The 19,070-nt window shown below is 71.9% G+C and carries 17 protein-coding genes; 9 read left to right on the plus strand and 8 right to left on the minus strand.

Annotated features, from left to right (window positions below):
- Nucleotides 1-42: 42 nt before the first annotated feature.
- A complete protein-coding gene (locus tag OG948_RS13100) occupies nucleotides 43-711 on the minus strand; it encodes a TetR/AcrR family transcriptional regulator (RefSeq protein WP_406296405.1) in 669 nt (222 codons plus the stop codon).
- A 175-nt stretch (nucleotides 712-886) separates the two neighbouring features.
- Here OG948_RS13100 and OG948_RS13105 point away from each other — a divergent pair, with 175 nt between their 5' ends.
- Nucleotides 887-3,352, plus strand: a complete 2,466-nt coding sequence (locus OG948_RS13105) for a beta-glucosidase (RefSeq protein WP_406296406.1) — start codon at nucleotides 887-889, stop codon at nucleotides 3,350-3,352.
- Nucleotides 3,353-3,621: 269 nt separating this feature from the next.
- On the plus strand, nucleotides 3,622-4,206 hold the full coding sequence (locus OG948_RS13110) for a TlpA family protein disulfide reductase (RefSeq protein WP_406296408.1): 585 nt from the start codon (nucleotides 3,622-3,624) through the stop codon (nucleotides 4,204-4,206).
- Nucleotides 4,207-4,236: 30 nt separating this feature from the next.
- On the opposite strand, the gene OG948_RS13115 is transcribed toward OG948_RS13110, so the two are convergent.
- Nucleotides 4,237-4,440 (minus strand): hypothetical protein, encoded by a 204-nt coding sequence (locus OG948_RS13115; protein WP_406296409.1) that lies wholly within the window; start codon nucleotides 4,438-4,440, stop codon nucleotides 4,237-4,239.
- A gap of 244 nt (nucleotides 4,441-4,684) precedes the next feature.
- Here OG948_RS13115 and hemC point away from each other — a divergent pair, with 244 nt between their 5' ends.
- The gene (hemC, locus tag OG948_RS13120; RefSeq protein ID WP_406296411.1) at nucleotides 4,685-5,584 is read left to right on the plus strand and encodes a hydroxymethylbilane synthase; all 900 of its coding nucleotides are present in this window, start codon (nucleotides 4,685-4,687) and stop codon (nucleotides 5,582-5,584) included.
- A 181-nt stretch (nucleotides 5,585-5,765) separates the two neighbouring features.
- Here hemC and OG948_RS13125 read toward each other — a convergent pair whose 3' ends face one another.
- Nucleotides 5,766-6,248: a hypothetical protein gene (locus OG948_RS13125; RefSeq protein ID WP_406296412.1), complete on the minus strand. Its 483-nt coding sequence runs from the start codon at nucleotides 6,246-6,248 to the stop codon at nucleotides 5,766-5,768.
- A gap of 341 nt (nucleotides 6,249-6,589) precedes the next feature.
- On the opposite strand from OG948_RS13125, the gene OG948_RS13130 reads away from it, so the two are divergent.
- Entirely contained in the window at nucleotides 6,590-7,138 is a 549-nt protein-coding gene (locus OG948_RS13130; protein ID WP_406296414.1) for a hypothetical protein, read from the plus strand.
- Nucleotides 7,139-7,201: 63 nt separating this feature from the next.
- Here the strand turns inward: OG948_RS13130 and OG948_RS13135 are convergent, their stop codons facing one another.
- Complete coding sequence (locus OG948_RS13135; RefSeq protein WP_395863159.1) at nucleotides 7,202-7,444, minus strand: hypothetical protein; 243 nt, start codon at nucleotides 7,442-7,444, stop codon at nucleotides 7,202-7,204.
- Between the two features lie 131 nt (nucleotides 7,445-7,575).
- Here OG948_RS13135 and OG948_RS13140 point away from each other — a divergent pair, with 131 nt between their 5' ends.
- On the plus strand, nucleotides 7,576-7,782 hold the full coding sequence (locus tag OG948_RS13140) for a hypothetical protein (RefSeq protein ID WP_395863161.1): 207 nt from the start codon (nucleotides 7,576-7,578) through the stop codon (nucleotides 7,780-7,782).
- On the opposite strand, the gene OG948_RS13145 is transcribed toward OG948_RS13140, so the two are convergent.
- The gene (locus tag OG948_RS13145; protein ID WP_406296416.1) at nucleotides 7,773-8,936 is read right to left on the minus strand and encodes a nucleoside 2-deoxyribosyltransferase domain-containing protein; all 1,164 of its coding nucleotides are present in this window, start codon (nucleotides 8,934-8,936) and stop codon (nucleotides 7,773-7,775) included. The genes OG948_RS13140 and OG948_RS13145 overlap by 10 nt on opposite strands.
- A gap of 164 nt (nucleotides 8,937-9,100) precedes the next feature.
- On the opposite strand from OG948_RS13145, the gene OG948_RS13150 reads away from it, so the two are divergent.
- The gene (locus OG948_RS13150) at nucleotides 9,101-10,804 is read left to right on the plus strand and encodes a protein kinase domain-containing protein (RefSeq protein WP_406296418.1); all 1,704 of its coding nucleotides are present in this window, start codon (nucleotides 9,101-9,103) and stop codon (nucleotides 10,802-10,804) included.
- 15 nt (nucleotides 10,805-10,819) lie between these two features.
- Here the strand turns inward: OG948_RS13150 and OG948_RS13155 are convergent, their stop codons facing one another.
- Nucleotides 10,820-12,541, minus strand: a complete 1,722-nt coding sequence (locus OG948_RS13155) for a class I adenylate-forming enzyme family protein (protein WP_406296420.1) — start codon at nucleotides 12,539-12,541, stop codon at nucleotides 10,820-10,822.
- A gap of 172 nt (nucleotides 12,542-12,713) precedes the next feature.
- On the opposite strand from OG948_RS13155, the gene OG948_RS13160 reads away from it, so the two are divergent.
- Nucleotides 12,714-13,571: an enoyl-CoA hydratase-related protein gene (locus tag OG948_RS13160; RefSeq protein WP_406296421.1), complete on the plus strand. Its 858-nt coding sequence runs from the start codon at nucleotides 12,714-12,716 to the stop codon at nucleotides 13,569-13,571.
- 207 nt (nucleotides 13,572-13,778) lie between these two features.
- Nucleotides 13,779-14,255, plus strand: coding sequence for a MarR family winged helix-turn-helix transcriptional regulator (locus OG948_RS13165; protein ID WP_406296423.1), 477 nt, complete (start codon nucleotides 13,779-13,781; stop codon nucleotides 14,253-14,255).
- Nucleotides 14,256-14,294: 39 nt separating this feature from the next.
- On the opposite strand, the gene OG948_RS13170 is transcribed toward OG948_RS13165, so the two are convergent.
- Nucleotides 14,295-16,550 (minus strand): RelA/SpoT family protein, encoded by a 2,256-nt coding sequence (locus OG948_RS13170; protein WP_406296424.1) that lies wholly within the window; start codon nucleotides 16,548-16,550, stop codon nucleotides 14,295-14,297.
- Between the two features lie 243 nt (nucleotides 16,551-16,793).
- Nucleotides 16,794-17,930 carry a phosphotransferase family protein gene (locus OG948_RS13175; protein ID WP_406296426.1) on the minus strand — a complete coding sequence of 379 codons (1,137 nt, stop codon included), beginning with the start codon at nucleotides 17,928-17,930 and terminating at the stop codon, nucleotides 16,794-16,796.
- Nucleotides 17,931-18,171: 241 nt separating this feature from the next.
- Between OG948_RS13175 and OG948_RS13180 the strand changes: the two genes are divergently transcribed.
- Nucleotides 18,172-18,984, plus strand: coding sequence for a phosphatase PAP2 family protein (locus tag OG948_RS13180; RefSeq protein WP_406296428.1), 813 nt, complete (start codon nucleotides 18,172-18,174; stop codon nucleotides 18,982-18,984).
- Nucleotides 18,985-19,070 lie beyond the last annotated feature (86 nt).

Here is a 19,070-nt window from a genome sequence, read left to right on the forward strand (position 1 = left end):
GCGGCGATCCGGGCCCGGCCGCGCCGGCCCGCGCCCGGGGATTCAGGCCCGGATGCGGCGCAGAAGCTGTTCCACGTAGTCGTGGAACAGCGTCGCCATGTCCACGTGCTCGGGGTCGAGCAGCCATTGCAGTTGCAGGCCGTCCATCATCGCGAACACCTGCGCCGCGACCGCGTGCGGATCGATGTCCGCGCGCAGCTCGCCGCCGGACCGTCCGGCTTCCAGGGAGGCGGTCAGGCTCGCGCGCAGCACCGCGTAGCGCTCCTGGGCCCAGCCGTGCGCGGGGTGGTCGGTGGTCACCGCCTCGCCGGTGAGCACGGTGAAGAGCTGGACCAGGCCGGGGATGTTGCGGTTGTGCTCGGCGAGCTCGACGAGCTTGGCCAGGGCCGCCTCGCCGCCGAGCGGGAGCACGCCCACGTCCAGGTGCTCCATGTCCATGCGGTCGCGCAGGTCGAGCACCGCCACGAGCAGTTCCTGCTTGCTGCGGAAGTGGTGCAGCAGGCCGGCCTGGGTCAGCTCGGCGCGCTCGGCGATCCGGGCCAGTGAGGTGCCCCGATAGCCGTTCTCGGCGAACTCCTGGAGCGCGATGTTGAGGATGCGCGTACGCCGGGCATCGCCGGACGCGTAGCCGCGCCCGCGCGGTCGCGCCCGGGTGGCCCGGGCGGGGGTCGGGGTCGGGGTGCCGGGCATCTCGTCCCGTTGCGCGTCCATGAGCTCATCCTGCCGTGTCCCGAAACGGGCTCGTCGAGGTGTGTGTCACGTCAAGATAACAAAGCTACCGCGCAATAGGTTTTTGTGGTTACCGTACGAACGGATCCCCGGTCGGCCCGAGCGGGGGGTCACCCCGGGATGCGGGTCGATCAGGAACGCGAGCGGAAGGCAGACGATGGCGTCTCACACCACACCCACCGGCAACGAGGCCACGGACGACGAGCTGCGCGACCTGGTGGCACGGCTGACCCTCGAGGAGAAGTTGTCCCTCGTGGTCGGCGAGGACTTCTGGTCGCTCCCGGAGATCCCGAGCATCGGCCTGCGCAAGCTGCGCGTGTCCGACGGCCCGGTCGGCGTGCGCGGCGTCACGTGGGACGAGCGCGACACCTCGCTGCTGTTCCCCAGCCCCAGCGCGCTGGCCGCCGCGTGGGACCCCGAGGTCACCCGGCGGGCCGGCTTCGTCATGGGCGCGCAGACCCGCGACAAGGACATCCACGTCCTGCTGGCGCCGACCGTGAACCTGCACCGCAGCCCGCTCGGCGGCCGGCACTTCGAGTGCTACTCCGAGGACCCGCTGCTCACCGCGCGGATCGCGACCGCCTTCATCGAGGGTGTGCAGTCCGCCGGCGTCGGTGCCACGATCAAGCACTTCGTGGGCAACGAGACCGAGGACGACCGGATGTCCTACGACTCGCGGATCGACGAGCGCTCGCTGCGCGAGGTCTACCTGGTGCCGTTCGAGGAGGCCGTCCGCACCGGCCGGGTGTGGCTGGTGATGAGCGCGTACAACCAGGTCAACGGCGAGACGATGACCGAGAACTCGCGACTGGTCAACGGTGTCCTCAAGGACGAGTGGGGCTTCGACGGGGTGGTGATCTCGGACTGGATGGCGGTTCGCTCGACCGAGGCCGCCGCGGCCGGCGGCACCGACATCGCGATGCCCGGCCCGACCGAGGTGTGGGGTGAGCCGCTGCTCGCCGCCGTGCGCGAGGGCCGGGTCGCCGAGTCGCTGATCGACGAGCGGGTCACCCGGATCCTGCGCCTCGCGGCGCGCGTGGGCGTGCTGGGCGAGCGCACCCCGGCCACGACCACCACTCCGGACGACGCGGTCGCCACGCTGCGCGCGATCGCCGCGCGGGCGATGGTGCTGCTCGGCAACGACGGCACCCTGCCGCTCGACCCCTCGACGCTCTCCCGCGTCGCGCTGATCGGGCCGAACGCGCTGCGGCTGTCCGCGCAGGGCGGCGGCAGCGCGCATGTGAACCCCTCGCATGTCGTCTCGATCCCCGACGGCCTGCGAGAAGCGCTCGGCGAGAGCGTCGAACTGACGCTGACCAAGGGCGCCTTCACCCACCGCGCGCTGGCCGACCTCTCGCTCGAGACGGCCCGCGACCCGGAGAGCGGCGAGCCGGGCCTGCGCGCCGAGTTCCTCGACGCCGAGGGCACCGTGCTCTCCTCCGAGCACCGGCTGGGCTCCAGCCTGATGTTCTGGCCGGACAACGTCCCGGCCGGAGCCACCGTGATCCGGCTGCGGGTGAGCGTCACCCCGACCGTGTCCGGCACCAACATTCTGGACGTGCGCGGCGCGGGCCGCTTCGAGGTCACCATCGACGGCGCGACCCGCACCGTGGACATGACCGCGCCCGAGGGCACCGACGTGATCGAGACGATCATGCGCCCCGAGGCCACCCGGATCGAGGTCGAGGCGACGGCCGGCACGCCGGTGGAGATCCGGGTCGACTTCAGCCAGGGCGGGCAGTTCTTCATGGCCGCGCTCGGTCTGGGCTGGGCGGACCCGCGCCGGTCCGAGGAGGCCGAGTTGCTCGCCGCGGTCGAGGCCGCGCGGGCCGCCGACGTCGCGGTGGTCGTGGTCGGCACCACCGACGACATCGAGTCCGAGGGCTTCGACCGCGCGGACCTGGCCCTGCCCGGCCGCTCGGACGAGTTGGTCCGGCGGGTCGCGGCGGTCAACCCCAGGACCGTCGTGGTGGTCAACGCGGGCTCGCCCGTGCTGATGCCGTGGCGGGACGAGGTCGCCGCCGTGGTGTGGGCGTGGCTCCCCGGTCAGGAGGGCGGCGCCGCGCTGGGCGACGTGCTCACCGGCGTGGCCGAGCCGGGCGGTCGGCTGCCCACGACCTACCCGGCTGCCGCCGCCGACGTGCCGGTGTACTCCACCGCCCGGGTGGACAACGAGCACCACTACGCGGAGCAGTCCAGCAACATCGGCTACCGCGCCTGGGCGCTGGGCGACGCCGCGCCCGCGTACCCGTTCGGGCACGGTCTGGGGTACACGACCTGGGCGTACGAGGGCGTGACGGTCAAGGGCGACGCGAGCGGCGTGACCGTGGAAGTCACCGTGGCCAACACCGGCGAGCGGGCGGGCCGTGAGGTCGCGCAGGTGTACCTGGAGACCGCCGACGGCACGCTGATGGGCCGGCCGGAGCCGATCCGCCTGATCGGGTTCGCCTCGATCGAGGCCGACCCGGGTGCCCGGGTCACCGCCACGGTCGAGATCGACGCACGCACCCTGGCCCGCTGGGACGAACAGGGCGCGACGTGGGTCACCACACCGGGCACGTACACGCTGCGCGTCGGTCGCTCGCTGGGCGACCTGCCACTGAGTGCGGAAGTCGCGCTCTAGGCACGAGCCCGGCCACCGGGGCCGCGGCACCGTACGCCGGGCCGAGGGGCGACCGCCCCTCGGCCCGGGTCGACGCGGTGCGGCTCGCCCCCTCGGACACGGCCGCGTCGGCCGGGGAGTCACGGCCCCGACCGACGCGGTCGTTCGGGTGCGCCGTGCGGCGGCTCGGGCGGGTCCGGTGCCTCGGGCACCGTGCCGGCTCCGGCGGTGGATCGGGGCCGCCCCGCCCCTGTGCGTGTGGCGGGTGGGGCCGATGGGACGATCACGGCATGCGACTTCCTCGCGCCCGGCGGCAGATCCCGATCGCACTCGCGCTGATCCTGCTGTCGGCGGGCTGCGCCGGCTTCGGCGCGCCGGACGCCAAGGACTCGGCGGTGATCTCCGCGGACGGCGTGCGCAGGATCCCCGCGGGCGAGCGCACCCTCTCGCCGAACCTGTCCGGCGAGACGCTCACCGGAGAACGCCTCGACATCGCGTCGTTGCGCGGCCGGATCGTGGTGCTGAACCTGTGGGCCTCGTGGTGTGCCCCGTGCCGGGGCGAGGCTCCGGCCCTGCAACGGGTCTACGCCGATCTGCGGCCTTCCGGGGTGGAGTTCGTCGGCCTGAACACCAGCGAGTCGACCCGGGAGAACGCGCGGGCCTTCGAGACCCGCTTCGGCATCGGCTACCCGAGCCTGTGGGACCCCGACAACCGCAACGTCCTCCGGTTCGGCACGTACGTCAACGCCGCGGCCCTCCCGAACACCGTGGTGCTCGACCGCTCCGGCGCGATCGCCGCGTCGGTGATCGGCAGGGTCTCCGAGGGTCGGCTCCGCGACGTGCTGACCCCGTTGCTCGCGGAGCCGGCCGTCTAGGCCGTCCGGCGGAGGCGTGTGTCGTCGGTGTCAGCAGCGTTGGCCGAAGGCCGGGTTGATGAAGCCCAGCAGGTCGGCGCCGTTGCCGCAGAGGCCGCCCGCCGTGTCGATCGTGTCCGCCTGGACCCGGTGCGTCTCGGCGCCGGCCGGTGCGGCGACCGACGCGGTCGCGCCGACGACGGGGGTCGCGATGACGGCCGTGCTGACCAGAAGACCGCGGACGATGCGCTGCATGGAACGGTTCCTTTTGTCGAAGTGGCGGTGCCTCGACGTCACGGTGCCTCGAAGTGGCGGTCCCGAACGCCGAGGAGGACCCGACTCGCCAACGCGGCGCCGCACCCGAAGGACACGGCGGTTGCGCCGAATGGAAGATGCGTCCGTTTCGTTCCGGCGGTGCGCGGATCGGCGTCCCACCTTCGGGGGATCGGGCTCGGGCGAAATGCGGTCCCGCGCGCGTCACGGCCCTAGCGTGTCGCGCATGCAGCTCCGCATCGGTACCCGGTCCTCCCCCATGGCCCTCGCCCAGGCTCGGCTCGTCGCCTCCCTGCTGCCGAGACACCCGCACGAACCCGCCATCGTCCCGCTGTCCACGAGCGGCGACCGCTGGGGCGGCAGCCTCGCCGTACTCGGCGGCAAGGGCGCGTTCGTCAAGGAACTCGACCGCGCCCAGCTCGACGGGGAGGTGGACCTGGTGGTGCACTGCCTCAAGGACATGCCCGGCGACGTACCGCTGCCCGACGGGCTCACCGTGGCCGCCTACCTGCCCCGCGACGACGTGCACGACTGCGTGGTCGGCGCGCGGTTGGCCGACCTGTCGCCCGGCGCCCGGGTGGGCACCAGTTCGGTCCGCCGCGCGGCGCAACTGCGGCGCGACCACCCGCATCTGACCCCGGTACCGATCCGCGGCTCGGCGAACTCCCGGCTGGCCAAACTGGACGCGGGCGAGTTCGACGCGCTGATCCTGGCCGTCGCGGGCCTGGAGCGCATCGGCGAAGGGCTGCGCGTCGCCCAGATCCTGACCACCAGTCAGATGGTGCCCGCGGTCGGCGCGGGCGTCCTGGCGTTGCAGTGTCGGATCGACGACGCGCCCACCCTGGCCGCCGCGCGAGCCCTGGACGACACACCCACCCGGGCCTGCGTCACCGCCGAGCGAGCGCTGCTGCGCGAGTTGCGCGGTCACTGCCACAGCCCGATCGCCGCCTATTGCACGGGCACCGAGACCGGTCTGACCCTGCACGCGGCGGTATACGCGACGGATGGCGGCCGAACACTGGAGGCCACCGACCACGGCTGCGAGCCGGACAAGCTCGGCGTCGCGGTGGCCGGAGAGCTACTCGCCCGAGGCGCCCGGGCGCTGATCGACGCGATCCCGCACTGAGCGACCCGGCACCCGGCGACTCCGCGATCCCGCGATCCCGCGATCCCGCGATCCCGCGATCCCGCGACCAGGCGACGGAACGCGAGCGGTCCCGCCGCCGGCCACGTGGGGTCGGCGGCGGGACCGCTCGTGCACGCCGGGCGGCCACGCCCCCGCGCGGCCCGGCTGAGGTTCGGCGTGCTCAGCTGTTGAGGCACTTCTGCACGGTGGACTGCAACTCGCTCGGCAGCTTGTTGGTGCGGGCGTACTCCTGGTCGAACGCGTTCATCTGAGCCTGGCTGTACTTGCTCTTCAGCTCGGTCAACGCGCACTGGCAGTACTTCGTATTGTTGCCCGAGGTGCTCAGGCAGCCGTTGAGGAAGTTCGTCGAGTAGAGCGAGCTCCAGTCGCTGCCACCGCCGCTCGCACCGGTCGAGGCCGGCGGATTGGGCGCCGTGGTGCGCGGGCGGGTCGTGGTCGGGCGCTCGCTGACGGGTGGCGCCGGCGTGTCGTCGTCGGTGGCCCGGCTCGTCGGGGTCTTCCCCGTCGGCGTGCTCTCCCCGGTCGCGCTCTTGGTGTCCTTCGGTTCCCCGAGACCGAAGCTGCTGCCGTCCCCGTCGCTCCCACAGGCGCCGACCGCGCAGGTCAGAATCACCGCAATCAGCCCGACTTTGAAGGTGCGCATGCATTTCCCCCTAGAACGATGTTGGTCGAGACTCTCCTCCCCTGGCTTTGCCGGTCACAAGGGGATCTTTTCGGCCATTGCGTAACGGTTTCGTCGCCGAGACCGTTACAAATGCCGTGGCGCCTCGCCGGCGTGACCTCACACGAGACCGACCCGGGTCGTCGATGGGCGCACCCGCCCGGCATCCCCGGCGGCGGGCGTCGCGCGGGTTTACCGCTCGACAAACATCCACAAACCGGGCACCAACGTGCCGATCGTCACATTCCATGGCGTTTATCGATCGAATCTGTTCACTATGGACGGGTTGCCTCCCGTCGGACGGCAGAAAGGAACGGCACACCATGAGCTTGACGCCAGAGCACGTGGCCGCGCTGCGCGGCCTTGCCGCCGATGTCTCGGCCCTGGGCGCGGAAGGCGCCCAACGGCATCCCGCCTTCGCCGGTTCCGCCGGTTCGATCGCCGACCGCGCGGACGCGCTCGCGAGCGAGGCACCGCCGTTCCACAAGGTCGCGCTGCGCCGGATCGGCGACGCGATGCGCGCCTGCGCCGAGTCCCGCGAGGCCGGCGACCCGACCCGGGTCGCCACCACCCAGCGCACCGCCGCGCACCTGGCCGATCGGCTCGTGCACGCGCTCGACCGCTACGCGTCGGCCTCGCCGACCGCGACACCGGCCGTCTGCACGCGCTGCGACGAGCCGTACATCGCCCGGTTGATCCCCACCCAGCGGCGTTATCTCTCCCGGATCGACGCCCCCGTGTCGGGGCACGTGTTCAACGCGTCCGGCACCACCTACATCGTCGAGCGGCACGTCTTGTGCCCGCTCCAGGACGTGGCCCGTCTGTCCGACCTGCCCGAGCTCGAGAACCTGGACGACCTCGACAACGCCTGACCCACCCCGTCCGGGCGCGACGGGCGCACACGACCGAGGCCGGGCCCCCGAGGGAGCCCGGCCTCAGTCGTGGCCCCGGTCCTTGCGATCCTTCCGCAGCCGGCGCAGGTATTCGCGGGTCCACCCGGTCACCTTGACCACCTCGGCCTGCTTGACCCCCGCGGCCATCGCCCGCACCGCCGCCCGTTTGAGTTCTTGACGCGCCTCTTCGTGCGCCTTCTCGGTCCTTCGATACGCCTTCGCGGCCCGGACCAGGCCCTCTCCGGCGGAATCGGGGTGCTCGCGGTCGACATCCTCGTGATCCACACTGTCAGGATGCCATATGGGGGCCACCCCCGTAGGCCAACAGAGTTGACATTTCCGCATCCAAGAAGGAAACTGGAGACCGAATCAAAGGTGAACGGAAGGTTAACGTCACCAGTCACGGAGGAACCGACATGCTCAAGACCCTCACCGCCCCGGCCATGTGCACCCGATGTGGCGAGCCGTACGTCGCGGCGCTCAGCCCGCGCTCGCTGGTCACGCTGCAAACGCCGGTGTTCCGCAGCCCGGAGATCGTCGGCGGTCGGCTGATGACCATCGACGACACCGTCTGCCTGGTCGAGCGGCACGCCCCCTGCACGGGTCTGGGCAACTACCGCTGATCCTCGGCGGCGCCTGCCAACACCGCCGCCAGCATCCCCAGCGTCGACCAGTCGACGCACCCGTCACGCAGCAGTTCGCCGTACGTCGTGATCTCGACGTGAGTGCGTTCCCCGTCCCCGGCCACACCATGTGGGCCGGGGACGCTGCGTAGCAGGGCCAATTCCGCGTCGGTGAGTTCGGCCGAGTACACGTGTGCGTGATGCGCCGCCAGGGTGCCGGCGAGCTGGCGCGAGCCGTGTGCCCGCAGTCGCTCCGGCGCGAGCGCCAGACCGGTCTCCTCGGCGACCTCGGCGCACCCGTCCACCGCCGTGCGCCCGCTCCCGCCCGGGAACTCGCGCACGAAGCCGTCCCCCGTCCGCGCCGCCGACCGGAACTCGCGCACGAGCACCACGGTGCTCGCCTGTGCCGGCTCCGCCCGCCGGTAGAGCACCACCGCGGTCACGTCCGGCCGACCGAGCACCACCTCGTCGTCCTTGACCCGGCCGCCCTCCGCGGCGATCGCGACCCGTACGTGTGCCGCCCACAGCCAGGTCGCCGCGCGCCGCCGCCACACCCACGCGATCCGGCCGCCGAGCAACGTGTTGCCCGCCGCCCGCTGGGCCGCGTACCAGTCCGCGAAGGCCCGGGTCAGCCACACGTTCAACGGGATGTCCCGCTCGCCGTCCGCGCGCGGCTCGCCCGCGCCGAGCGCCTCCAGCACGGTGTCGATCGTCTCGGCCAGGGTGTCCCGTACCGGCACGTCGTGGCCGAGCGCGTAGGCCCGCTGATAGCGCACGTGCGGCGCGTCCGGCGGTGTGCCCAGCACCGCGCGGCCGGAGTCCTTGAGCCAACCCCACTCGTCGTTGGTGGTCAGCCCCGGCAGGTCGCGCAGGTCGCGCGGGATCCAGAAGAGCACCCGGTCGCTGCGGTCGAGGTTGCGCAACTCCCAATCCCGCTGCACCTGATGCGTGGGCCACGAGTGCCCGTCCGCGGGCTCGGGGACGAACACCACCAGGCGGCCCGGGCCGCGCCACCGCTCGCGGAGCAGCTTCAGCGCGGCGGGCCGCCAGGAGGCGACGTGCGCGGCGCGGGGTGTGGGGCCGGCCAGGAAGACGCTGGCGTCCCACTCCCGCGGCGGCTCGTCGGGCGAGTTCACGACGACGATCTCGGTCATGGCCCCGACCGTAGCGGTCGTGCCCGAGGGTGATCGAGGGTCGGACCGACGCGCGTGGGACGGACCCGATCCCAGACCGGGTGGTGATGTCGCATACCGTTCCCCGCACGCACGCTGCTACGAAAGAATCACATCCACAAGGCGCGTACGGGGAGGCGTTTGCGGTGGCTCAGTTGTGGCTTGGCAGCCGATATCGGCTGGACAAGAGGCTGGGCTCGGGAGGCAACGCGACCGTGTGGCGCGCCTGGGACCAGAAGATGCAACGGTTCGTCGCGGTCAAGGTGCTCAAGGAGTCGTTCGGCGCGTCCAACAACAGCGTGGACCGCTTCGGCCGCGAGGCGATCATCGTCGGCGGGTTGTCCTCGCCGAACATCATCGTCGTGCACGACCAGGGCCGGAAGGCGGTCGTGGAGCACCGAACCGGCCCGCAGGCGCCCGGCCCCGATGCGACCGAGCCGAACCGGCCCCGTCCGAGCGGCCGGACCGACCCCGAGACCCGGGTGTTCACCCACGAGGCCGAGACGGTGCACGACGCGCAGGTCACCTCCGCGCTCGGTCCGGGACCGGGCGAGCTGCGCCGCACCGACGGCAAGGTGATGTACCTGGCGATGGAGCTGATCACGGGCCGGTCGCTGGCCCAACTCGTCGCGGACGGCGCGTGGCTGCCGCTGGGACACGTGGTCGGCTGGGCGATCCAACTGTGCGACGGGCTCGACGTCGCGCACGCGGGCGGCGTGCTGCATCGCGACATCAAGCCCGCGAACGTCATGGTGACCTCGCGCGGCGTGGTCAAGGTGCTCGACTTCGGGATAGCGCGATACATGGAGAAGGTGTCCTCGCGCGCGGGCATCACACTGCCCGGCAGCATGATCGGCACACCCGCGTACATGTCGCCCGAACAGATCCTCGGCGGACGCATCGACGGCCGCGCCGACCTGTACAGCGTGGGCTGCGTGCTGCACGAACTGCTGACCGGCGCACCGCCGTTCGGCCTGGACCATCCGCATTCGATGATGCAGGCCCACCTGGGCCGCACGCCCGAGTCGGTGCGCAACACCCGGCTGGAGGTGCCCGACGACCTCGCCACCCTCGTCCTCGCGCTGCTCGCCAAACGACCGGAGAACCGGCCCGCGAGCGCGGCGGAGGTCCGCGACCTGCTGTTGGAGTTGTCCGTCACGCCACCGCGCAACCTCGCGCCGCAACCGTGGGGCATGCCGGCCTCGGATCCGGTCGCGGACGACGACGCGCAGCAGACCCAGGATCAGCCGGTGCGGCTGCTCCCCGAAGGGCCCGAGCCGCAACCGACGCGCGCCGAGGCGCCCGAGCCGCGCCCGGCCCGGGCGAGCGATTCGCTCCAGGTGATGCGGGCCGAAGTCGGGCGGCGGATCCGGGAGTTCGGCAAGGACCACCCGGACACGCTGCTGCTGCGCGAGCAGTTGGCCGCCCGGCTCGGCAAGGACGGGGACCCGCTCGCGGCGATCACCCTGCTGCGCGGGGTGATCTCCGACGGCGGGCGGTTGCGCGGCGCGCTGACCCCGGACACGCTGCGCGCCCGGCACGCGCTCGCGCACTGGACCGGGGTCGCGGGCCGGCCGGCCGAGGCGGCGCGGCTGCTCAAGAACCTGCTGCCGGACCAGGTCCAGGTACTGGGCACCGACGACCTGGACACCCTGCGGATCCGCCGCGAACGGGCCCGCCGGGAGGGCGAGGCGGGCAACTTCGTCGGCGCGGTGCACCACCTGCGCACCCTCGTCCCGGACGTGATCCGGGTGCTGGGCCCCAATGACGGGCTGGTCATCGAGGTCTGGGACGAACTCACCTACTGGGAGCACCGCCTCGACGGCTACGGCGTCCGGGACCAGGCGTGAGGCTCGCGCCCGCCCTCACAACGCCAGCATGTCGCGCAGTTCGCGTTTGAGCACCTTGCCCACCGCGTTGCGCGGCAGCGCCCGCTCGGTGAAGCGCACCAGCGTGGGCACCTTGAACGCGGCGAGCCGGCGCGCCACGTGTCCGCGCAGCTCGGCCGCGGTCGCGGCGCCGGCCACGTGCAGCAGCACCACGGCGGCCACCTCCTCGCCCAGATCGTGGTGCGGCACCCCGACCACCGCGACGTCGGCGATCCCCGGATGCTCGAACAGCACCGCCTCGACCTCGGCCGAGTAGACGTTCTCACCGCCGCGGATGATCACGTCCTTGAGCCGGTCGACCACGTACAACAGCCCCTCGGCGTCGATGTGGCCGAGGTCGCCGGTGCGGAACCACCCGTCCGGGAACGCCTCCCGGCTCTCCGCGGGCCGATTCCAATAGCCCCGGACCACCTGCGGGCCCCGGATTCGGATCTCGCCCGTGTGCCCGGTCGGCAACTCCTCGCCGGTCAGCGGATCGGCCACCCGCAGATCCGCGGTCGGCACCGGCCGGCCGACGCTGTCCGGGTGCGCGTAGTAGTCGTCGCCGGCGTTCGCCACCACCACACAGGTCGTCTCGGTCATCCCGTAGGCGTTCAGCGGCACGATGCCGTTGCCGGACATGGTGCCCACCTGCGCGACCAGGTCCGGCGGCACCGGCGAGCCGCCCGCGCCCAGGCTGGTCAGGCTGGACAGGTCGCGACCGGCCCGCAGCGGCGATTCGACCAGCCGGCGCAGCAGCGTGGGCACCATGTTGGCGGTGGTGATCCGCTCGGTCTCGATCAGCTCCAGCGCCGTGGCGGTGTCCCAGCGGTGCATCAGGCACAACTTCGCGCCCTGGGCCGCGCCGATGTAGAGCCCGGCCAGTCCGGCGATGTGGAAGAACGGGTAGACCTGCAGACTGCTCGGCGTCGGCAGGCCCGCGGCCATTTCCTCGAACACGGCCGGACCCTTGGCCAATTCGGCGGCGGGCAGGCCCAGTCGAGCCAGGCCGATGGCCTTCGTCAACTGCATCGTGTGCAGGTTGGTGGTGTGGTTGTGGTGCGTGGCGACCGCGCCCTTGGGCCGTCCGGTGGTGCCGGAGGTGTACAGGATGGTCGCGTCGTCGAACGGCTCCGGACCGCTCGCCGGCAGCGCGCACTCGCCGGTGAATCCGCGCAGCAGCGCGGACAGGTCGGTCTCGCCGGCGACCGGCGGCCCCTCCGGGCGGACCACCAGGACCGCGGGCGCCGTGCCCTGGTCCAGGTGTCCCCGGATCCGCTCGGCCCGCTCGTCGTCGCAGATCAGCACGGCGGCGCCGGAGTCGGCGAGGGCGTAGCGCAGCTCGTCGGCGGTCCACCACGCGTTGAGCGGCACCGCGACCGCGCCCAGGACCTGGGTCGCCCAGAACGCGAGCGGCCATTCCAGGTGGTTGCGCATCGCGATGGCCACCCGGTCGCCGCGCCGCACCCCGCACTCGCCGGCCAGATGTCGGGCCAGGTGGGCGACCAGGCGATGCTGCTCGGCGTAGTCGATCCGCTCGTCCCCGGCGACCAGGGCGTCCCGGCTCCCGTACGCCGCCAGGTCCTCGAAGACCGCGCGCAGCGTCGGCGGGGCCTTGCTCAGGACCCGCCAGGGGATGCCGTCGTGGACGACCTCCTCGATCGCGTAGGCCGATTCGGGTCCCGTCAGTTCGGCCAGGGCCTGTGTGCGATCCAGCATCCGGTGGGTCCACCTCCTGCACGCTGCGAGCGACTGGGGTACCGGGGGGTTAGGAGCCCATCAAAGCTAGTGCGGAGATCGCATCCCGGGAACCCTGGCAATCGAGGTGATCACGCGGCAGGGTGGCCGGACGGGTATCGCCGGCACGCGTTCGAACCTGCGGGGGGCTTGCGTGGACTACGAGGAGATCTCGACCTCGATCGAGGCAAACGTGCTGACCGTGACGCTGGACCGGCCGGACCGACTCAACGCGTACACCTACCGGATGGGCCGGGAGATCTCGCACGCCTTGGACGTCGCGGACGAGGACGACGACATCCGGGCGGTGGTGTTCACCGGACGCGGGCGGGCCTTTTGCGCCGGGGCCGATCTGGAGATGGGCGCCGACGCGTTCGACCCGGGCGCGCACGCGAAGCGGTTCGACGGCGCGGTGGACGACGCGGAGGCGTTCCGCGACGACGGCGGTCGGCTCGTGCTGCGCCTGTACCGCTCGAAGAAGCCGCTGATCGCGGCGATCAACGGTGCGGCGGTGGGCGTGGGCGCGACCATGACACTGCCGATGGACTTCCGGATCGCGTCCTCCGCGGCCCGGTTCGGCTTCGTCTTCGCCCGCCGCGGGATCACTCCCGACGGCTGTTCGACGTGGTTCCTGCCCCGTGTGGTGGGCCTGGACCGGGCCCTGGAATGGTGCTTCACCGGCCGGGTCTTCGACGCGGCGGAGGCCGCGGAGGCCGGCCTGATCCGTGCGGCGGTGCCGCCGGAGGAGTTGCTCCCGCGAGCCCGGGAACTGGCCCGCACGATCGCCGAGAACACCCCGGCGGTGGCCATCGCGCTGACCCGGCGGTTGTTGTGGGGCATGCAGAGCGTGCCCGACCCGGAGACCGCCCACCTGCACGAGTCCCGCGCACTGCACTGGACCGGCGGCTCCGCCGACGTACGCGAGGGCGTGGTCGCCTTCCTGGAGAAGCGCCGCCCGGACTTCCGCCTGCGGGTGAGCACGGACCTGCCGGATCTGCCGCCGATCCCGTAGTCCGAGACCTTGCGTCCGAGACCTTGCGCGGGCGCCCGCGCGCGGCGGATTCGGCCGGGCCGAGGCATCGTGGAGATGCCGGCCCGGGGGCGCGCGCCGCGCGGCGTCGGAGGCCATTCCGGTGCCCATTACAGCTTGTTGTGTTTTGCAACCGTTTCGGGCACTCTTGGCGCACATTCAGGGCGCAAGGTGTTGAGGAGCAAGGCGATGTCGGACAGCGTTGAGCGGCGAGTGGTCCGCGAGGTCGGTGCGGCCACCCGGTTGATTCGGCTGTTGATGGCTCCCCCGCTGCAAGCGGCGGGAATCACCCAGGCGGAATACCACCTGCTCGCCCACCTGGAGGAACGCGGCACCTCCACCGGCAAGGAACTCGCGTGCCGACTGAGCCTGGACAAGACCACCATCAGCCGGCAGTTGACCGCGCTCGAGGAGGCCCGGCTGATCGCCCGCACCACCGATCCGACCAACCGCCGATCGCACCTGATCACCCTCACCGACGCCGGCCGACTGCGCCTGGCCGACGCCCGGCAACGCAGCCTCGCGGTGATGGCGGAACGGTTCACCTCGTGGCCCAAGGAGGAACTGGGCGCGCTCGCCGACCACCTGGCCCGGTTCAACGACGTACTGCGCGGCGACTCCACCGAAGCCGCCGAGCAACAGCAGCAACAACAGGCACAGCAATAGCGGACGCGCGCGACCCGACGGCCGGGCCCGGGGCGTGTCCTAGTTGTCCGCCACCCGCGGATGCACCCGCGGCCGGGCCCGGTAGACGTCGTAGACGCCCTGCACCCGGCGCAGCGCCCGCAGCAGCTTCGGCAGCGTCGCGAGGTCGGCCAGCCGGATCGTGTACGTCTGCCGCACCCGCATCTGTTGCGGCGGCGCGATCGAGGCCGAGGTGATGTCGGCGCCCTCCGCGTCGATCGCGGCGGTCACGTCGGCGAGCAGTCGGGGGCGGTCCAGCGCCTCGATCTGCACGGTGACCCGATAACCCTGATCGGCCTGGTGCGGCAGCCACGACGCGGCCACCACGTCGCGGCCCGCGCGGCGCATCTGCTGGACGTTCGTGCAGTCGGAGCGGTGTACCGCGACCGTGCCGCCGCGGATCACGAAGCCGGCCAGTTCGTCCGGCGGCACCGGGGTGCAGCAGCGGGCCAGTCGGACCGGGGCTCCGGGCGAGCCCGGCACGCTGACCACGGCCTCGCCGGGGTCGGCCGGTGGGCGCCGGGTTCGGGCCGGGGCCTGCGCGGCGTCCGCGGGGGGGCCGGCCGGCTCCGGGACGGTCGTCGCCGGTGCGCCCTGTGCGGCTTCGCCGGCGGCGGCCAGATTGCCCAGCAGCGGGTCCATCCGACCCTCGACGCCGTGCGGGTACTTCGCCAACCAGGCCTCGATCGCGACCCGGGCCAGTGGGCTGCGGACGAACGAGAGCCATTCCTTCGACGGTGCCGCGGCGCCGGGCGGAGCGGTGATGATGGACACCGTCTCGCCGTCCGCGAGCACCGAACTCAAGGCCACCAGACGGCCGTTGATCTGCGCGCCGATACATCGGTGGCCGGTCTGCTCACCCATCGCGTAGGCCGCGTCCACACACGTGGACCCGGCGGGTAGGGTCAGCGGGCGGCCGCCGGGGGTGAAGACCAGGAGCTCGCGGTCCGCCGACAGGTCGGCGGTCAGCGAGCTCCAGAAGACGTGCGCGTCCGGGATGCCGCCCTGCCACGCGAGCAGCCGGTGCAGCCACGCGAGCTGCTCGGGGGCGTCCGGCCCGGTGTCCGGTTTGCCGGTGTGCGCGACCACGCCGAACTCGGCCAGTCGATGCATGCGCCGGGTGCGGATGAGCACCTCGACCTTGTCGCCCTCGGGCAGCGTGATCGCGGTGTGCAGGGACTGGTACAGGTTGAACTTGGGGGTGGCGATGTAGTCCTTGAACTCGCCCGCGATCGGCGACCAGCAGGTGTGCAGTACGCCGAGCGCGCCATAACAGTCGGTGTCCGCGTCGACGACGATCATCAGCCGGGACAGGTCGAACGGTCCCAGTTCCTCGCGCCCTCGACGCTTTTGTACTCGGCGCACCGATACGTGGTGCCGCGCGCGCGGCGATACCTCCGCCTCGATCCCGGCGTCCCGCAGCGCGCGTTTGACCGTCGCGCACAGCTTGGACACGGCCTCGTCGGTGGCCGCCTGGCTCGCGCCGACGGTGCGCGCGGTGGCGGCGTGCTCCTCGGGGCGCAGCGTCGCGAAGACGATGTCCTCCAGCTCCGACTTGAGCACGTGGATGCCCAACCGCTCGGCGAGCGGGATGAACACCTCCTGCGTGGCCTCGGCGGTGCGGATCTGACTGGCCCGGCGGCGATATCGGATCGTGCGCATGTTGTGCAGCCGGTCGGCCAGCTTGATCACGGTCACCCGCAGGTCCCGGCCGGTGGCCACGATGATCTTGCGCATCGTCTCGGCCTCGGCCCGGTCGCCCAGGTCCACCCGCTCCAGCTTGGTCACGCCGTCGACCAGGTGCGTGACGTCGTCGCCGAACGCCGCGCGCACCTCGTCCAGGGTGAGGTCGGTGTCCTCGACCGTGTCGTGCAGCAGCGCGGCGACCAGCGTCGTGGTGTCGGCACCGAGCTCGGCCAGGATCGTGGCCACCGCGAGCGGGTGCGTGATGTACGGCTCGCCGCTCTTGCGCATTTGCCCGCGATGGGACAACTCCGCGACCGCGTACGCCTCCTGAATGGCCGTCACATCGGCCTTCGGGTGGTGCACGCGATGCACCTGGAGCAGTGGTTCGACCGCGTCCGGCGTGCGTCGGCGGCTTCCGGTGAGGAAGGTGACAGCGGCCAGACCCAGGCGTTGGATGGGTTGTTGGACAGGCCTGCGGGAGAGTCGTCCGACGCGGTCGGACATGCTCCGGCTCGGAACGTCACCCTCGGCTCGCGGCGCACCCTTGGGCACACCCGCACCGGCCGGCGGGTCGAGTCCCCCGATCGTCATGCGGCACCTCCGGCAGCTACCCCCGGAGTCGCCCCCGGTGATTCATGCTACCGACAACAACACGGACCGTGTCCGCGTGATGTCGCCCGTCACACACGATCACCCGCACGGGTCATGGCGCCCGCTACGGATGATGGTGAAGAGCCCAGCCTAACCCCTCGGGATCTTGTCCGGGCGCGCACCCACCGGGCCCGGGGGGCGCACCCGTCGCGCGGCGGGCGTGCGAGTCGCGGTGACAGGGCGTCAGTTCCCGTCCGGGCGCTCCCGGTACGTGCCCGCGATCATGGCCTCGATCAGTGCCCGGTGCAGCACCGTCTCGTCCAGGTCGGCCGGCTGCTCGCGCTCGCCGAAATGCCACTGACGGTGCGCGATGCGAGCCATCACCACGCCGTGCCGCACGGCCGCGTACATCTCGAAGTACCGCATGTCGCGCGGCGTGTGGCCGGTGAGCTTCTCGTACTGCGCGCACACGTCCTCGGTGCGCATGAAGTCGGGCAGGCCCGGCATGCCGTAGCGGGTGGCGATGTCCTGGAAGAACGCGTGGATGAAGATCATCCAGGCGATGTCCAGCTCGCGCGGGCCGACGGCGGCCATCTCCCAGTCCAGTACCGCGGTCGGTTCGAAGTCCGCGTAGAGGATGTTGCCGATCCGCGCGTCGCCCCAGCTGATCACGTCCGGGCCGACCTCGGCCGGGAAGTTGTCCTCCAGCCACGCGAAGGCCCGGTCCAGGAGCGGCACGCGCTGCCCCTCGATGCCCCACTCGTAGAACGCGCGCAGGTCGTCCAGGTGCCGGCGCAGCGCGTTCTCGCCGGTGCCCTCGTACTGGAGGAAGGCGATCTCCTCGGGGGTCGTGTCGATGCCGTGGATCGCGGCGACGACGGCGACCGACTCCTCCTGGAGCCGGCGACGCTGCTCGGGCGTGGCCGCGAGCATCCAGCCGTCGATCGTGTACGGCATCACGTCCGGCGGCGCGGCGCCCTCGGCCCGGCGCATCACGAAGAACGGGGCGCCCAACGCGCCCTCGTCCGGCTCGTTCCACAACAACGCGGGCACCGGGATCGAACAGCGCTCGCCGACCAGGGTCATCACCGCGTACTGCTTGTCCAGGTCGTAGGTCGGGAAGACCGGCTTGGCGTCCATCGACGGGCGCATCCGCACCACGCAGCGCTCGGTGCGGCGCTCGCCGTCCACCGTCCAGGTCGCGTCGAACAGCAGGGTCTCGCTGGACATCCCGTTGCCGGAGGGCGCCTTGAGCTCGGATATCTCCGGGTCGGCGCCCTCGGGCAGCCGGCCGGCCAGCCACGCGAGCAGTTGGTCGTGCACCGTCGCCAGGTCCCGTGTGCTCGTCTGCGGACGGGTGACCTCGTCGGGGTCGGCCACGACAACCTCCGGTATCCACGTCGCGATGTGCGACGGGCGCTGCCGGACGTCCCTGCCGACGCCCGGTCCCCGCCCTGCCGGCGGCGGTTGCCCGCCGGAAAAGTGAAACACGTTCTATCATGTGTGACACGTGTCATCAATGGCCGTGCGGCCCACCGCGGCCCGGGCGCCCGGGCGATCACCGGCCGGAACGCCCGGACGCGGTGCCGAGTTCGGGTCCCCGGTGTTGCAGACTGGACGGATGCCCCCAACCTCCGCCACGGTCCGCCGGCGCCCGCGCTGGTGGACCGAGTTGCTGCTGATCGCGGTGCTGTACGAGGCGTACTCGCTGAGCCGGCTCGTGGTCCGCGGCGACGTGGACGCCGCGCTGCGCAACGCCGAGCGAATATTGCACGTGGAGTCGCTGACCCACCTGGATCCCGAACGCATGCTCAACCGGGTCGTCACCGACCACGTGTTCATCGGCGTGGTCTGCGACTACGCGTACGCGACGCTGCACTACGTGGTGACCCCGCTGGTGCTGTTCTGGTTGTGGCGCAGACGTCCCGAGCGCTACCGAGGCGCCCGCACCACGTTGGCGATCGCCACCGTGGTCTCGCTGGCGGGCTTCATGCTCTTCCCGACCGCGCCGCCGCGGATGATCGACGGCTTCACCGACACCATGGCGCACTTCGCGTCCTGGGGCTGGTGGGGCGCCGGCGCCAGCGCGCCGCGCGGCATGGAGCACATGACCAACGAGTACGCGGCGATGCCGTCCCTGCACGTGGGCTGGGCCGCGTGGTGCGGATGGCAGTTGTGGCGGCACGGACGCGGTCCGGTGCTGCGCGGGCTGGGCGTGGCGTACCCGCTCTTCGTGGTCCTGGTGGTGCTCGGCACCGCGAACCACTACCTCGCGGACGTGCTCGCGGGACTCGCGGTGATGGGGCTGGGCGCGCTCGCGTCGCCGTGGGTGCTGCGCGGACTGGACCGGGTGCGCGACGGGGTGGCGATGCGCCGGACGGGATCGGAATCGCCGGGACAACCGATCGTCATCGACCACAGAGATGCCGCTTAGTACCGCCGATTCGCGGCTGAAGAAACGATTTCGATCAAGGTCGGCCGGATGCGACCTTCGAACGACGCTTGCCTGGCAGGCAAGCG

This window comes from Embleya sp. NBC_00888, assembly GCF_045207655.1.
Lineage (GTDB): Bacteria > Actinomycetota > Actinomycetes > Streptomycetales > Streptomycetaceae > Embleya.

Excerpts from the sequence above, each read along its gene's own strand:
- OG948_RS13100 (WP_406296405.1), bottom strand. The coding sequence starts at position 711 with ATGGACGCGCAACGGGACGAGATGCCCGGCACCCCGACCCCGACCCCC.
- OG948_RS13140 (WP_395863161.1), top strand. The coding sequence starts at position 7,576 with ATGCTCAAGACCCTCACCGCCCCGGCCATGTGCACCCGATGTGGCGAG.
- OG948_RS13105 (WP_406296406.1), top strand. The coding sequence starts at position 887 with ATGGCGTCTCACACCACACCCACCGGCAACGAGGCCACGGACGACGAG.
- OG948_RS13130 (WP_406296414.1), top strand. The coding sequence starts at position 6,590 with ATGAGCTTGACGCCAGAGCACGTGGCCGCGCTGCGCGGCCTTGCCGCC.
- OG948_RS13110 (WP_406296408.1), top strand. The coding sequence starts at position 3,622 with ATGCGACTTCCTCGCGCCCGGCGGCAGATCCCGATCGCACTCGCGCTG.
- OG948_RS13155 (WP_406296420.1), bottom strand. The coding sequence starts at position 12,541 with ATGCTGGATCGCACACAGGCCCTGGCCGAACTGACGGGACCCGAATCG.
- OG948_RS13145 (WP_406296416.1), bottom strand. The coding sequence starts at position 8,936 with ATGACCGAGATCGTCGTCGTGAACTCGCCCGACGAGCCGCCGCGGGAG.
- OG948_RS13115 (WP_406296409.1), bottom strand. The coding sequence starts at position 4,440 with ATGCAGCGCATCGTCCGCGGTCTTCTGGTCAGCACGGCCGTCATCGCG.
- OG948_RS13180 (WP_406296428.1), top strand. The coding sequence starts at position 18,172 with ATGCCCCCAACCTCCGCCACGGTCCGCCGGCGCCCGCGCTGGTGGACC.
- OG948_RS13170 (WP_406296424.1), bottom strand. The coding sequence starts at position 16,550 with ATGACGATCGGGGGACTCGACCCGCCGGCCGGTGCGGGTGTGCCCAAG.
- hemC (WP_406296411.1), top strand. The coding sequence starts at position 4,685 with ATGCAGCTCCGCATCGGTACCCGGTCCTCCCCCATGGCCCTCGCCCAG.
- OG948_RS13165 (WP_406296423.1), top strand. The coding sequence starts at position 13,779 with ATGTCGGACAGCGTTGAGCGGCGAGTGGTCCGCGAGGTCGGTGCGGCC.
- OG948_RS13125 (WP_406296412.1), bottom strand. The coding sequence starts at position 6,248 with ATGCGCACCTTCAAAGTCGGGCTGATTGCGGTGATTCTGACCTGCGCG.